At 28.7% G+C, this 13863-nt stretch carries 17 protein-coding genes; 3 read left to right on the forward strand and 14 right to left on the reverse strand.

Translation table 11 applies throughout. The features are described from left to right. Positions 1 to 16: 16 nt before the first annotated feature. Positions 17 to 1378, forward strand: coding sequence for an ISL3 family transposase (locus ACLVEP_RS06790; protein ID WP_412582119.1), 1362 nt, complete (start codon positions 17 to 19; stop codon positions 1376 to 1378). A 122-nt stretch (positions 1379 to 1500) separates the two neighbouring features. On the opposite strand, the gene ACLVEP_RS06795 is transcribed toward ACLVEP_RS06790, so the two are convergent. The 11 genes from ACLVEP_RS06795 to ACLVEP_RS06845 all read right to left on the reverse strand — a co-directional run bounded on the left by ACLVEP_RS06795 (position 1501) and on the right by ACLVEP_RS06845 (position 9178). Next, positions 1501 to 2820, reverse strand: a complete 1320-nt coding sequence (locus ACLVEP_RS06795) for a replication-associated recombination protein A (RefSeq protein ID WP_317999270.1) — start codon at positions 2818 to 2820, stop codon at positions 1501 to 1503. Between the two features lie 92 nt (positions 2821 to 2912). Next, positions 2913 to 3548: an SdpI family protein gene (locus tag ACLVEP_RS06800; protein WP_412583770.1), complete on the reverse strand. Its 636-nt coding sequence runs from the start codon at positions 3546 to 3548 to the stop codon at positions 2913 to 2915. Further along, entirely contained in the window at positions 3541 to 3816 is a 276-nt protein-coding gene (locus ACLVEP_RS06805; RefSeq protein WP_412583771.1) for an autorepressor SdpR family transcription factor, read from the reverse strand. Before ACLVEP_RS06805 ends, ACLVEP_RS06800 begins: the two co-directional genes overlap by 8 nt. A gap of 86 nt (positions 3817 to 3902) precedes the next feature. Continuing rightward, positions 3903 to 4328: a helix-turn-helix domain-containing protein gene (locus ACLVEP_RS06810; RefSeq protein ID WP_412583773.1), complete on the reverse strand. Its 426-nt coding sequence runs from the start codon at positions 4326 to 4328 to the stop codon at positions 3903 to 3905. Positions 4329 to 4407: 79 nt separating this feature from the next. After that, positions 4408 to 5280: a ribokinase gene (locus tag ACLVEP_RS06815; protein WP_412583775.1), complete on the reverse strand. Its 873-nt coding sequence runs from the start codon at positions 5278 to 5280 to the stop codon at positions 4408 to 4410. 101 nt (positions 5281 to 5381) lie between these two features. Continuing rightward, a complete protein-coding gene (locus ACLVEP_RS06820) occupies positions 5382 to 5999 on the reverse strand; it encodes an SMI1/KNR4 family protein (RefSeq protein WP_412583777.1) in 618 nt (205 codons plus the stop codon). Positions 6000 to 6012: 13 nt separating this feature from the next. Further along, complete coding sequence (locus tag ACLVEP_RS06825; protein ID WP_412583779.1) at positions 6013 to 6597, reverse strand: L-2-amino-thiazoline-4-carboxylic acid hydrolase; 585 nt, start codon at positions 6595 to 6597, stop codon at positions 6013 to 6015. Positions 6598 to 6703: 106 nt separating this feature from the next. Continuing rightward, complete coding sequence (locus ACLVEP_RS06830; RefSeq protein WP_412583781.1) at positions 6704 to 7108, reverse strand: hypothetical protein; 405 nt, start codon at positions 7106 to 7108, stop codon at positions 6704 to 6706. 44 nt (positions 7109 to 7152) lie between these two features. Beyond that, positions 7153 to 7446 (reverse strand): DUF3307 domain-containing protein, encoded by a 294-nt coding sequence (locus ACLVEP_RS06835; RefSeq protein WP_412583783.1) that lies wholly within the window; start codon positions 7444 to 7446, stop codon positions 7153 to 7155. Further along, complete coding sequence (locus ACLVEP_RS06840) at positions 7433 to 8122, reverse strand: SatD family protein (protein ID WP_317999262.1); 690 nt, start codon at positions 8120 to 8122, stop codon at positions 7433 to 7435. Before ACLVEP_RS06840 ends, ACLVEP_RS06835 begins: the two co-directional genes overlap by 14 nt. A 174-nt stretch (positions 8123 to 8296) precedes the next feature. Further along, entirely contained in the window at positions 8297 to 9178 is an 882-nt protein-coding gene (locus ACLVEP_RS06845; protein WP_412583785.1) for an NAD(P)-dependent oxidoreductase, read from the reverse strand. 110 nt (positions 9179 to 9288) lie between these two features. Between ACLVEP_RS06845 and ACLVEP_RS06850 the strand changes: the two genes are divergently transcribed. Next, on the forward strand, positions 9289 to 9930 hold the full coding sequence (locus tag ACLVEP_RS06850; RefSeq protein ID WP_412583786.1) for a TetR family transcriptional regulator: 642 nt from the start codon (positions 9289 to 9291) through the stop codon (positions 9928 to 9930). Positions 9931 to 9962: 32 nt separating this feature from the next. Then, positions 9963 to 10853, forward strand: a complete 891-nt coding sequence (locus tag ACLVEP_RS06855; RefSeq protein WP_412583788.1) for an acyl-CoA thioester hydrolase/BAAT C-terminal domain-containing protein — start codon at positions 9963 to 9965, stop codon at positions 10851 to 10853. A 214-nt stretch (positions 10854 to 11067) separates the two neighbouring features. Here ACLVEP_RS06855 and ACLVEP_RS06860 read toward each other — a convergent pair whose 3' ends face one another. The 3 genes from ACLVEP_RS06860 to ACLVEP_RS06870 form a co-directional block, all read right to left on the reverse strand. Further along, positions 11068 to 11553 (reverse strand): antitoxin, encoded by a 486-nt coding sequence (locus ACLVEP_RS06860; protein ID WP_318000711.1) that lies wholly within the window; start codon positions 11551 to 11553, stop codon positions 11068 to 11070. 18 nt (positions 11554 to 11571) lie between these two features. Then, positions 11572 to 12426, reverse strand: a complete 855-nt coding sequence (locus ACLVEP_RS06865; RefSeq protein ID WP_412583789.1) for a DUF3990 domain-containing protein — start codon at positions 12424 to 12426, stop codon at positions 11572 to 11574. A gap of 526 nt (positions 12427 to 12952) precedes the next feature. Further along, positions 12953 to 13618 (reverse strand): CatA-like O-acetyltransferase, encoded by a 666-nt coding sequence (locus ACLVEP_RS06870; protein WP_412583791.1) that lies wholly within the window; start codon positions 13616 to 13618, stop codon positions 12953 to 12955. Positions 13619 to 13863 lie beyond the last annotated feature (245 nt).

Raw genomic sequence — 13863 nt, forward strand, 5'->3', positions numbered from 1 at the left:
AAAGAGGTATTCCACTATGTCCAATTTGAATTATATCAATGATTTATTTAAATCTCTAGATTTTCCTGATAATTTATCTGATTATTTTATTCCTGTCCCTTATGAGGACTCTGATTCTTGCTTTAGATATGGTCTTGATAAGCATGGTCACCATTCTAAATTTATTAGACTTAGATCTGTTCTTAAAGATAATTTCGTCTGTCCTCATTGCGGCGTTATCGAACATCATGAATCTAAAGGTTTACGTAAGATTTCCCTGTCTCATATTGCCAATGGTCATCAAAGATTCGTTATTGAGGTTGAATACAGAAGATATTTCTGTCATTCATGTCATTCTTATTTTAAGGATGATATCCCTTTTAAATTTAAAAATACTAGAATGACTTCTTCTGCTGCTCATGCCTGCCTGATTCAATTTAGAGAGAATACGGCCATGGCCGTTATTTCTCGTATGATGGGTGTTTCTAAATCTTCTGTATACAGAATATTTTTTCATCACATCAAAGTAAAAGAACGATTCTATCATCTTAAGTCTGTTATTTCTATTGATGAATTTAAAGCAACCACTGATAAAGGAACTTATGCTTTTCATATTACCGATCCTATCAACGGCAAAACTCTTGATATTATTGAAGACAGAAAAGAACGCAGTCTAAGAAACTATTTTCTTAGATTTCCCTATAAAGAAAGAAAAAAAGTAAGGATCATCATTATGGATCTTTCCAATCCTTTTCGTTGTATCATGCAGCGTCTTTTTCCCAATGCTTCTATTATCGCTGATCGTTTTCATTATGTAAAATTATTCGGTGAATGTCTAAAAAGAAGCAGACTGGATACCTGTTCTTCATTAAAAAATGAAAAGATAGCCAAATCTATTAAGAAAAATCTTCATCTTTTTGACAAATATAGAAAGGATCTTGATGATCAAACAGAATGGTATGATCGTCATTTAAAAAAACACTTTACCTGCAGAACATATGTTGAACATATATTTGAACAGGATGGTACAGATGAATTCTACCAGAGCTATATGATCTATCAGAATCTGTTGAAACTCATCCATGAAAAGCACAATGATTACAAGAAAGAATTGAATAACTGGCTGAACCATATATTTGAAACAAATAATACATATTTTATTTCGTCTGCAAAAAACATAAGAAAGAACTGGTTTGTGCCAATACTTAAGTCACTTACATACAAAGCAATCTATGTTAGAAACGATAAAACATATGAAACAAGTTTTAATAATGGTTTTATTGAAAGTATGAACAACAAGGTCAAGCTTGTAAAACGAAATGCCTATGGCTACAGATATTTTTATAATTTAAGAAAGAGGATTCTTCTTCATCTTGGGTTCTCATATGAATTTGAGTAAAAGAAAAGAGATAGCTTTCGCTATCTCTTAAGCCCCTCCACTATTGACACGGAGCCCCAATTGGTAGAAACTTTAAAGAAAGTATTTAAAAAGTAAAGATTGCCAATCTTTACTTTTTTCATTTAATTATTTCTATTTTTATTTAAATAATCTAAAAACTTTTGAATACTCTTTTCATTTCCCATTTGTGCCAATTGAAAATAATGTCTATTTGATAATTCCTCTGGCATACATTTTTTACCCGAATAATGATTTTTAAAAGCATGAATATTATCTAGACCAACACCTCTACCAAGCTTTTGGGCATTTTTATAACTTGCATCTTGTAAAAAAGGAGGGATAGGGACTTGGGTTGTTTGCTTGGCATCTGCCATTGCCTGTGTGATTCCTCGAGATACCGTATCTGATTTAGGAGAACAACAAACATAAAGTGCTGCATGAGCTAAGATCTTAGCCGCTTCGGGCATTCCTATTCTTTCTACTGCCAAAAAGGCACTTGTTGCTACTTCTAAAGCTCTTGAATTAGCAAGACCAATATCTTCACTTGCACATACACATATTCTTCTTGCAATATATTTGACATCTTCTCCAGCAATCAACATTCTAGCAAGATAATATAAAGTTGCATCAGGTTCTGTATGTTTCATAGATTCAATAAAAGCAGAAATCGCATCATAATGATTATCGCCACTTTTATCATAGCGAATTGCTTTTTTTTGAATACATTCTTCTGCGACTTCAAGACTGATGTGAATTTTTCCTTCTTTGTTTTTATCTGTAGTAAGATAAGCAAGTTCTAAGGCATTTAAAACACTTCTTGCATCACCACTAGCCATGTCAGCTAAAAAGTTTTTAGCATCTTCATCAATTATGATTTTTTCATTTCCTAAACCACGTTTTTGATCAGTAAGCGTTCTATCAATTAAACTGATCAAATCTTGTTTTTCTAAAGGTTTTAATTCAAAGATACGGCATCTTGAAAGTAAGGCATTATTGACTTCAAAATATGGATTTTCGGTAGTGGCTCCAATGAGAATAACAATGCCATCTTCTACATAAGGAAGAAGATAATCTTGTTGTGTTTTATTAAAACGATGAATTTCATCGATAAATAAAATCGTTCCTTTATGATAAGCATTTTGATTAAATTTAGCTTCTTCTATTATCTTTTCCACATCTTTAATTCCTGCATTCGTCGCATTTAATTTACAAAAATGTGAATTTGTTGTATTAGCAATAACTCTCGCAATCGTTGTTTTTCCAACCCCTGGAGGTCCATATAAAATAATAGAACCTAAACGATCTGCTTTAATAGCACGATAGAGTAATTTATCTTTTCCAATAATATGTTGTTGGCCTACAATTTCATCTATACTTACAGGGCGCATTCTACTAGCAAGTGGTAGTTGTCTTATATCTTCATCCATATCAAATAAATTCATTTTCTTTCCTCATTTCTTATTTATCCACATTATAAACTTTCTCTAAAAGAAAAAGAAGTATTTAAACGTCTTACAAAATCAGAAGACTCCTTTTAAACACTTTTCTTTCGAAAATATAAATACGAATAAATAATTGGCAAAAGTACCGGAATAAAAACAAAAATAAAGAAAATAAATAAATTCATAAATGGTGATAAAACAATAAGAAGAATACCACCAATAACCATGCATTTTCCACCAAAACGGTGTGTATGATACCAATTGTCTGGATCATCTAATGCCCACGAAGTACGAATTCCTACTGTATAATTTGGTTTGACTGTTGGTATATAATTACCTAAAACAATAAACAATACCCCTATCATCAATTCTGTAAGAAAACTAATATTTGTGATATAACCTAACGCATAACCATATATACAACTACAAACAAGCAATGAAATCAACGGACTGATCCATAATACGATTGAAAACATCTTCTTATTAATATTTTTAGACTTTGGATCAATACTTGTTCCTATCACACAAAAAAGATGAATAACAAGTAAAATCAATGGTAAGACAAATACAGTAAATTCTTTAGAAGAATAACCATTTGGTTGACCATTAAAATTAAAATGTGTAGCAATTGATTGTGGTAGTTGATTCCATAAAAGTAATCCAATAACTATAGGAAGCAATGTCACAATAGATGTTAATATTATCATTTTTTTATTTTGTTTAATCATTTTTAGTATCTCCTTTTAACTCACTGATCCACAACATAATTTCCTCAAGCACTGTTGCATTAAGTTCATAATAAATAAACTTTCCTTCTCGCTCATCTCGAATCAAACCCGCTTCTTTTAAAACCAATAGATGTCTTGAAATAGCAGCTCCCGAAATGGAAAAATGCTTAACAATATCACCCGCAGACATTCTTGATTGTTTCAATAAATTAAGTATTTCTCGTCTTGTTGGATCCGCTAAAGCATGTAGCGTATTTTGCATTGCCATCTTTATCACCTCATTATCATTTAACATTTAACTTAAATGTTAAATATAGTATATCATATTTATTAAAAAAAAGAAGTATTAGATTTTTATCTGACCACTTCTTTAATCATTGTTTCTACAGTTGTTGTCGCTTCACTATTAGAAATACTTATAAAAGTTCCCATATTTAGGATGACTAATAAAATACCAAAAATAACGATTATCAATAAAATGATAGCTATTGTCTTCATTATTTTTCTATAACGTCTATTTTTTATTGTTAGTTGTTCATTTATTTTAGCTAATTGTTTAACAATCTCACTTTGATCTGTTGTTGTAATTTGACCATCAAGAAGAATATTCACATCTGTTTCTAATACGTTTACTATTTTAGAAAGCATATCTACATCAGGCAATGAAAGCCCCTTTTCCCATTTACTAACAGTCTGTCTAACAACATTCAATTTTTCAGCGAGTGTTTCTTGCGTATAACCTTTATCTTTTCTTATTTTCTTTAGGTTTTCAGCAAACATTCCTCTATCCTCCTTTATTAAGATAAACACATCTTATATAAAAATAGTTGTTGCTTCAAGCAACGCATATTAACATTCTTTATTTTACTTCATCATAACTTGGAATTGAGTCAACTGCACCAAATCTTGTCACCGCAATTGCACTTGCTTTTGTTGCTAAGTTTGCTGATTCAACTAAAGAGAATCCTTCAAGAATTCCTTTTACAAAATAACCAATATAAGTATCTCCTGCACCTGTTGTATCTATCGCATTAACTTTCATTGCTTCTACTTTGACATCTTCATTGTTTGTTAAAACTCTGCTTCCATCTTTTCCCATTGTAAAAAGAATATTTGTATGTGGATATTTTTGTTTTAACACTTGTAGAATCTTTTCATAATTTTCTTCACCGCTTAAAGCAGCACCTTCTGTTTCATTGACTACAAGCCATGTTACTTTTTCAATTGGATAATTTTGAATTGATTCATCATAAGGAGCTGCATTGAAAAAAATCTTCATTTCTTTTTCATAACAGCGATCAATAATATAAGGTACATTATTGATTTCATTTTGTAAAACAATCACATCACCCTTTGAAAAATGAGATAAAACCTCATCAATATATTCAAAATCAATCTCTTTATTTGTTCCACCATATAAAAGAATATGATTTTGACCACTTTGGTCAACTTCAATAATAGCATGTCCTGTTGGCTTATTTGAAATTTTTAAATAATCAATATTCACATTCTTTTCTACAAGCGCATCTTTTAATAAAGTGCCATCATTTCCAATAATTCCTGCAAAATACGTTTCATTTCCTGCAAGAGACATTGCAATTGCTTGATTAACACCTTTTCCACCACATTTAACTGCATATTCAAGACATCCTTGTGTTTCTCCTGGTGCTGTAAAATGATTGACTTTATATACATGATCCAAATTAGCGGATCCAAAACATAATACTTTCATAAATCCTCCATAACTTCTTATTTTTATATTCACATTATAAACATTATCCTCTTTTTATAAAAGAAAAAGAAGTATTTAGATTTTTATTATAAATACTTCTTTTAATCATTTCTAAATTCATAACATTCTGGAAAAGATGTTTGTTCAATATATGTATCCGCTTTTGAACTATAAACATCTTCCATTATTACATAAGGTAGATTATTGACCTTTTTATAAAGAAGACCTGTACTTATATTTAAAGAAAATATTCTTTTAGTTTCAGCTAAAAATTTTAATTTTTCTTTTGGCAATTTTATAATATATACTTTCCCTAAATCACTATTATCATCTTCTTCAAACGTCTTACATCCCTCATTTATCCATAATCTAAAATCAAACCATTCATCAGGATCAGAAATACCAATTGATCCTGCATCTAAAAAGCCACACAATGTAGCATCTTTTGTTGCCTTTATAACGAGTTCCCAATCTCCATTATCATTACCAATACTTATATATTCTGGCATATTATTAGAAAAATCATGACATTTGTACATTTCTATAATCTCTTTTGTACTATAAAAAACATATTCATTTAATACCGCACCATTTGTTATTTTTAAAAATTCTTTATAGACATCTGGCAATATACCCTTTATTTGATTATTTACTAAATGAATATCTTCATCAGTTGCTGGTTTATTTTTTTCAATGAATTCAATATTTTTTAAATCCATAAAATCACCTCATCTATTTCTTAAAGAAATGAAAATCACAACAATCTCCGCCATAACCTAAAGTTTTTGTACGCGTAAATCCAATCTTTTTAAGACCACCATAAGTCACATCATCTACATCACAGAATAAACGACACAACTCTTCACAGTCATTTTCCTTGCATGCTGTATGCCATAAACATTTAGTAATAGTAACATCATAATGATTTTTACCATAGCTTTGGGTATTTTCTTGTAAATCTGTTGTACGCATGATTTTTAAAAAGATAGAACTATAAATTTTATAAAACCCAGGCACTAATTCCATTTTAGCGGTAGATACATGTTTCTTTATTGCAATTTTATCAATCATATATTTTCTCATATATTGATAGACATCTTCTTTTGAAAATTCTTCATTCAATAAGACTTTATATAAAGCAATTCGTGGTAGAATTGTTTGAATGAGTGTTTTCATTTGACTTTCTGTTTTATCTTTTGTATTTTCAATAATTTTATAAAGTTCTTTTTCTTGTTTATCAAATATTTCATTTCCTTTATTTGGACCAAATTCTTCGATTAAATATGATTTTACTTGTTTTTGTTGTTTGATTTTCATTATAAGTACACCTCTTTCATACAATAACATTATAGCGTTATCATAAAAGAAAAAGAAGTATTCAAACTTTTTAGTTATAAATACTTCTTTAATTTTATTGTGTATTCTAAATTATAGAAATCATTAAAACACAGATAGTACTTAATAATGTCCCCAATAAATAATACTCCGCAAATTCCTTATCCTCTGAAATTTTATTATACCTAGCTATTGATTTTGCAGTCAAAACCAATCCAACCGAAGAATATTGCCTAATTAATAAGAAAAATAACATAATTATTCTTTCAATAGTACCTATCATTCTTCCGGCTTTTTTTGTATTCTCACTATTCTTTTCTTTAGCAATAGGTTTATAAGGTTGTAGAATATTCATTATGAATATATTAGTAGGTTTATGTATAAGCAAAATTTGAACAAATAAAACAATTAAAAAACTGATTGAAATACCTATAGTATTTAATACATTCAAAACCATTGGATTATATTTATAAACTTTTCCAGATTCAACCATAAAGTAAGCAACTACTATTAATATAGATATATGAATAATTTGATCTATTGTAAAAATATATTTTTGATATTTTTTATTAACTCTCTTTTTTCTAAATAATATTTTGATACATCAATCACTAGATGTGAAAGTATAATTACCCATATAAATTTACTTTCAATATTTCTAAAAATAAGATTCAATATAATCCAAGTTCCTATTCCATAAACTATACTATGAATCCATACATATTTCACATTCGTTTTCTTTTTTATTGCCATGAATTCATTTTGAAAATAAAAATCAGACAAAACATGTGTAAGCAACAATACTATAAATATTTCTTTATAACTTAACATTCCGTTTTACCTCACTTAATATTTTATTAACAGAATTAAATGCATCTCTATACGCATAAAAATGAGTTTTAGATAAAATTTGTTGGATATTTGATTGTGTAACATTAAAGTAACGTGCTGTTTCAGTTTGATTTTGCTTTTCAAATAAAACATAATACACAACTTCCCTTTGCTTTTTAGTCCATTCTTTTTCTATACAATACATTAATTTTAAAATAGAATTCAAAGATAATTCTTGAAAATTGTTATCTCCATCTATTTTAATTTGTATATCACCATATTCACTTTCTTTTTTCTTTTCTAATATTTTCAACTGTTCTATGCTATCTCTTGCTTTATAATATCCAGGTCCATCCGCACCAATAGATATATTTGAATCAATATCAGTAGTAATTGCTCCAATCCCAACGCCAAATCTTATTTTTACAGGATACGACTCTTTTTTTATATATTGAATTATATTCATAACATTTTTTCCAGAATATAATAATCCTTGAAATTCATCTCCTAAAGTAATTGTAAAATTAGAAGCTATTGAATCAGAATATATTTTATTAATTTCATTTAATATTTCATTTAATTTATTTTGAAATTCTTTTCGTTCTTTAATATTCCTTGAGTTTTTGACATCTCCTATAATGGCAATATATGGACTATAATCAAATAAAAAAAACATTTTCATACCTCCTCATATATAGTCCTAGTATAATATAAACCTATCACGCCTTCAACATTTATAAGTTATTTTACTAATAATTTTAAACTATAATTAATTTAACTTATTATTTAATTATTGAATATAAAAAAAGAAGTATTCAAACTTATAGTCTAAATACTTCTTTAAATATCATTATTCACCTTTTTTATTTAAATCTCTAATAACTTGAATCACACTTGATGAATCCAATGCGCCACAACCTTTTCTTTGTGCTAAACGATACATTTGTAATCCTGTATTTAAAGTAAAGTTTGGCATTTGTAAATCATTACAACAATCTCTTGCAAGTTCAAGATCTTTGACAACTAAATCCAAAGCAAAACCTGGTTGATAATCTTTTTCTTTAACCTTATTCATTTTTCCTTTTAAAATCATATTATTACCTGAACTTGTTGTTACAACATTATAGAAAGTATCTTCATCAATTCCTAAAGCATCAGCCATTGCTAGAGCTTCTCCATTGATTACTTGTGTTGCAAAAGCCATATAGTTATTAATAATTTTAATGGCTTGCCCATTTCCTCTACCACCAATAAAATGGAACGTTTTACCAATTGTTTCTAAATAAGGCATCAAATTACTCTTTTCAATTTCTTCTTGAGTTGCACCAATCATGATAGATAAAGCTGCATTTCTTACACCTGCTGGTCCACCACTTACTGGCATATCATAATAATAAATTCCCTTTTCTTGTGCTTTGTTTGATAAACTTACTGCTAAAGCAGGAGAAATCGTACTAAAATCCATGATTATTTGTCCTTCTTTACCATTTTCAAGCAATTCTTCAACAACAGGTTCAACTTGTTTAGGTCCAGGTAATGATAAACCAATAATATCATTATTTTCCATTAATTCTTTTAAATTTGAGGCAATACTTGCTCCTTCTTTTTGTAAATCTAAACATTTTTGTTGGCTACGGTTATAAACCATAACTTGTCCAAATTTCTTTAAAAAGTTTTCTGCCATAGGATATCCCATGTTTCCAAGTCCAATAAATCCAATTCTTCTTTCCATTTTTTGTTTCCTCCTTAAGTAACATTTCGTTACTTATATATTAAGTGACGATTCGTCACTTGTCAATACTTTTTTAATATGATATTCTATAAACAAAGGAGATTACTTAAATGGAATTAAATAACACACGTGCACGAAGTCCTGAAAAGAAGCAGGAACGTTTTAATCAAATCATGGAAGTAACAAATGATTTATTCTTAAAACAGTCTTATCACGATATTACCCTTACAACTATTGCTAAGGCTTTAACTTGGTCTAGAGGTAATTTATATAAATACGTTAATACAAAAGAAGAAATCTTTTTGGAAATCTACCTTTCAAAACAAGAAGAATTCATTGATTCTCTAAAAGAATCTTTTGAATTTAAAAAAATAGACCAAGTTTATTTTGCGAATAAACTTAGTCAATGTTTTGATCAACATCGTCTTTATTTGCGTTATCATAATATTCTTGCAAGTATTATTGAAACCAACGTTTCGGTTGAAAAACTTGCTGATTTTAAAATAAAATCATATAAACAAAGAGAATATTTCTTTGAATTGTTGCAAGTTCAATGTCCACATCTTTCATCAAAACAAGTAAAAATGTTATTTTTAACTTTAATGTATCATGCGTGTGGATTAGATTCCCATACACATGGAACAAAGTTATTAGAAGATGCTATGGCTCTTGCAAATTTAGAAATCTATTATGATGACTACTGTCAGTTAATGTCTAACTTTATCATCATGTGTTTAAATAACTTTAAATAAAGAAGCAGAAATAAAGAAAGGAGAAAAGAAATATGTCCAATAAAGAAAATAGCATTTATCATGTCAAAATAGATGGATTTCATGGGGAATTGTTTCGACCAGTAGAAGATAAATATCCAGGAAAAGCACTGATTTGTTTTAGTGGTAGTGATGGCGGATGTGAAATGTCTAAATTACTAGCAAGTGTTTTTCAATCACATGGACTTACGACACTCGCAATAGCTTATGTAGGAGAAGAAGGATTACCAGATAAATTCGTTAATGTTCCTATTGATACAATAGAAGTCGCTGCAAAACATTTACATAATCTAGGCTATGAAAAAGTAGGACTTTGGGGAATTTCAAAAGGAGCAGAACTTGCACTACTTGCAGGAAGTCTTCTACCTGAAATAGTTAACGCCGTCATCTCTGTAGCCCCTATGAGCACAGTATGTCAGGGATTTGCGAAAGAAAAAGGAATTGTTTTTAAGCCTCAAAGTAGTTGGAGTTTTCATGGAAAAACACTTCCTTATACTCCATTTGAACAAGAAAAATTCCCAATGGGTCACATCTTATGGAAAAGCCTTCAAATAAAAGACATAACAATGTGTGATCTTTATGAACCTGTGATTCAACATCCAAATCCAGAAGCCGTCATTCAAGTTGAAAAAATAACAGGTCCTATTCTTCTTATTTCATCTAAAATGGATAATATGTGGCCCTCAGAACTTGCTGCAAAGAAAATTATGAAACGATTAGATGAGCAAAAGTTTCCATACTTATATCAACATTTAAGTTATGATTATGGGAGTCATCTATTTGTCCCAATGGAATTAAGAAGTACAAAATTTTTCAAAGGTGACCGTGGAAAAAATAAAGAAAACGGGCGAAAAGCACGAATGGACTCACTCGTAAAAACACTAGAATTTGTTTCAAAGTGGTAAAAATTCTAGGCATTAGAAAAGGTAAGGATTGTTGAATCCTTACCTTTTCATTTTGATGCAATTGTTCTCCGATTTGTAAACAAATTATAGCATTACATATTTTATATATACTAGTTCATCTCAAAACAAATCGAACATTGCATATCATTTTATCCCTTACCTGTTGCATTAACAATATAAGTATAACTTTTTTAAATCATATTTAAATTTAATATCAATGGTTGCCTCTTATTCGTTTATAGATTTCGAATTGTCTATTTATTTCGTCCTCTTGATTTAATTTTATTCCTTTTGCTTCTAATATACGTTCTATCGCCTGTTCAATACTAAGTGTATGATATGGCAAAAATAATCCTCTTAATTCTTTCGGCTTTACAATTTTATAAACTCTAGTTGATGGTAACTCATATGTATATGAGAAATATCTATATAAATATCCTATCCAATACATTTCGTTTTTTGTATACTTTACTGATCCATATTTTGATTCTTTATATTCCTCTTCGATTCGTTTAATTATATCTTTTGGTTGTATATTCATTTGTAAAACACTTTCATTATCCAGCGTTTTTGCGACTTTACTATACATAAATCTTCGCATAAATATTTCTGAACTCGTTGCAGTTAATTCAAGAGATAGTTCAAAAGTATTACCTTGCAAATCACATAATAACAAACCATCTTTATCCATTTTTTTCATGATATTCACCTTACCTACTTAAACTAAAATCTCATCAATATATTTACCTTTTCCTCTATATTGTATTCTTGCTAATTTTACTTTATCCTCACCCAGTTTAGAATCAGAACTTCTCATCTCTTTATAATAGTTTTTCTCATTATCAGCAAGATATACACGTTCCACAATTTTTAATTGAGAGATAGCTAAATCACTCACAAAAACATACTGTTTTCCAAGATTTGTAGCAGCTAAACAATGTTTACATTGTTCATCAGTTATTTCTCCTTGAATAAAGGAATCAATAATCCTAAACATCCTATTATCTGCTATTGGCGCAATAATATAATCACAATTTCTTGAATCTTTTATTATTTTTTGAACAATCGGGTGATTCTTATAATTTTCTAAAGCCCCTCGATAATATGCTATCGTCATCATCCATTCTTGATTTACAAAATACTCTTTACATCTAAGATTTTGATTATCAAAATCCAAATAATATACAGAGGATCCTTCGAAACCAGAAACAAATGATATTGCTTGTACATAAGTTTCTCCAGTATAAAATCCTTGTCCAAAGTCGTTATTTATTCTTCCTACATATGTATTTATAGATCCTTTTATAGTTCCCTTTGCTCCATGAAAAAGCAATTTATGATTTAAAGGTAATTTTTCTATCCATAGCATTTCTTTTAATCGATTTAATTGTATTTTTTTATCAAAAGCAAAGTTATATACTCGATCCATCAACTGACTTGATGGCTTTGTTTTACGAAGTTCGTTTCGCGAAATAGTTACCTGTTCTACCCCTATTTGTTTAGCCATTTCAAACTGAGTATAACCTAATATTTCTCTTATTGCTTTTAAATCATCTGAAAAATTATAATCCATAGTATCACCTCAACTTGTTTATAACACATTACTTAAATAAGTTCAACAACAACTTGTTTATAACATATTACTTAAATAAGTTATTGTATTATCACATAAAAAAGTATCTAAACTTCTTACAAAGTCCAAATGCTTCTCTAGATATCTCATAAAAGTTATTACTAACGTTTTGAGAATTCCAAATCCTTATAAAACAAGGATATTCAAGCAATTTTGTTGCATACAAGATGTATTGCCAAAATCACTCATATCACTAATTTCATACTAAAATTAAACGCTCGTAACAACTCTACATTACATAAATCTCTGAATAGTTATATCCGTGTAGATTTTCATCCTCTGTATGTTCAGAAAATATTTCTTGCTTTTCCATATATTTAACAAACAAATTCAATTAAAAAAAAGAGCGTTTAATCTTCTTTCAAAGTTTAAACACCTCTAATATCTTATAAAAAAAATATCACAAACACCATTCTAATTCCACACTTAAAATTGTAAAAGTAGAATTTTATGTTAATAATACCATTTATAAAGAAAATATATTTAATGCATTTTGAATATTATTAAAAGCATCTGCAAGTGGTTTACCATCAATAAAAGCATGACTGACTTTCATATGAACAGACATTTTATATTTTTGCCCCTCTTTAACGTATTTGCCCCAACCAATGCAGGGAATAATATTATACGTTTGATCATCACTTCCAAAAGGTGTTGTAATAACAGGTAAAGTCATAGATTGATAATCAATCCATGGAATACATGAAAAATAGATAAGATCTGTTCTTTCAAGATCAGTATTTTCTGGATGAATATTTTTTTCGTTTTTTGCTTTATTAATAATAGTTAATACACTTTCATAGAAAGTATGATATTTTTCAAATTCACAACTTCGATTAACAAAATAATCAAAATTATTAGCAACCGTAAAACTGCACCCTACTTTATCATAAACACAAGGTTCGCCATCAATGATTCTCATACGAAATTCCGGTATATTATTAAGTTCCTTTAAAACAATATATAGAAAATCAGCAAAGAAAGATTGATTGTTTTCCTTACAATAATTAACTAAATGTGTAACATCCATTCTAACTGTCATATCATAAATCGATGTTCTCATTTGAATAAATTCTTTATATAATTCTGCACGATTCCAATTATCAATATCTATTTTCTTATAATTAGTCATTTTATAAAATTTCACCTCATTTATTTAGCATTCTATTTTTAGACATCTTTTTTTATTTATAGCTTATTTTATTTCATATCACGTCCGAAAGCAACAATATTTAATATAGTGGTTTTTATTTCACAAAAAAACCCAAATCGAAATGTCGATTTGAGTTTTTTGAATTTCTCCGAATAAACGTATAAATTAACGTTTAGATAGTTCCAAAATAACTGTGTTTCCTATATTGTAAGGCTTTCTGATGT

The sequence above is a fragment of the Faecalibacillus sp. genome (assembly GCF_047023275.1).
Classification (GTDB): Bacteria; Bacillota_I; Bacilli_A; order Erysipelotrichales; family Coprobacillaceae; genus Faecalibacillus.

Bases quoted from the DNA above. Each gene is read 5' to 3' on its own strand.
- ACLVEP_RS06790 (WP_412582119.1), top strand. From the start codon at position 17: ATGTCCAATTTGAATTATATCAATGATTTATTTAAATCTCTAGATTTT.
- ACLVEP_RS06795 (WP_317999270.1), bottom strand. From the start codon at position 2,820: ATGAATTTATTTGATATGGATGAAGATATAAGACAACTACCACTTGCT.
- ACLVEP_RS06800 (WP_412583770.1), bottom strand. From the start codon at position 3,548: ATGATTAAACAAAATAAAAAAATGATAATATTAACATCTATTGTGACA.
- ACLVEP_RS06805 (WP_412583771.1), bottom strand. From the start codon at position 3,816: ATGGCAATGCAAAATACGCTACATGCTTTAGCGGATCCAACAAGACGA.
- ACLVEP_RS06810 (WP_412583773.1), bottom strand. From the start codon at position 4,328: ATGTTTGCTGAAAACCTAAAGAAAATAAGAAAAGATAAAGGTTATACG.
- ACLVEP_RS06815 (WP_412583775.1), bottom strand. From the start codon at position 5,280: ATGAAAGTATTATGTTTTGGATCCGCTAATTTGGATCATGTATATAAA.
- ACLVEP_RS06820 (WP_412583777.1), bottom strand. From the start codon at position 5,999: ATGGATTTAAAAAATATTGAATTCATTGAAAAAAATAAACCAGCAACT.
- ACLVEP_RS06825 (WP_412583779.1), bottom strand. From the start codon at position 6,597: ATGAAAATCAAACAACAAAAACAAGTAAAATCATATTTAATCGAAGAA.
- ACLVEP_RS06830 (WP_412583781.1), bottom strand. From the start codon at position 7,108: ATGGTTGAATCTGGAAAAGTTTATAAATATAATCCAATGGTTTTGAAT.
- ACLVEP_RS06835 (WP_412583783.1), bottom strand. From the start codon at position 7,446: ATGTTAAGTTATAAAGAAATATTTATAGTATTGTTGCTTACACATGTT.
- ACLVEP_RS06840 (WP_317999262.1), bottom strand. From the start codon at position 8,122: ATGTTTTTTTTATTTGATTATAGTCCATATATTGCCATTATAGGAGAT.
- ACLVEP_RS06845 (WP_412583785.1), bottom strand. From the start codon at position 9,178: ATGGAAAGAAGAATTGGATTTATTGGACTTGGAAACATGGGATATCCT.
- ACLVEP_RS06850 (WP_412583786.1), top strand. From the start codon at position 9,289: ATGGAATTAAATAACACACGTGCACGAAGTCCTGAAAAGAAGCAGGAA.
- ACLVEP_RS06855 (WP_412583788.1), top strand. From the start codon at position 9,963: ATGTCCAATAAAGAAAATAGCATTTATCATGTCAAAATAGATGGATTT.
- ACLVEP_RS06860 (WP_318000711.1), bottom strand. From the start codon at position 11,553: ATGAAAAAAATGGATAAAGATGGTTTGTTATTATGTGATTTGCAAGGT.
- ACLVEP_RS06865 (WP_412583789.1), bottom strand. From the start codon at position 12,426: ATGGATTATAATTTTTCAGATGATTTAAAAGCAATAAGAGAAATATTA.
- ACLVEP_RS06870 (WP_412583791.1), bottom strand. From the start codon at position 13,618: ATGACTAATTATAAGAAAATAGATATTGATAATTGGAATCGTGCAGAA.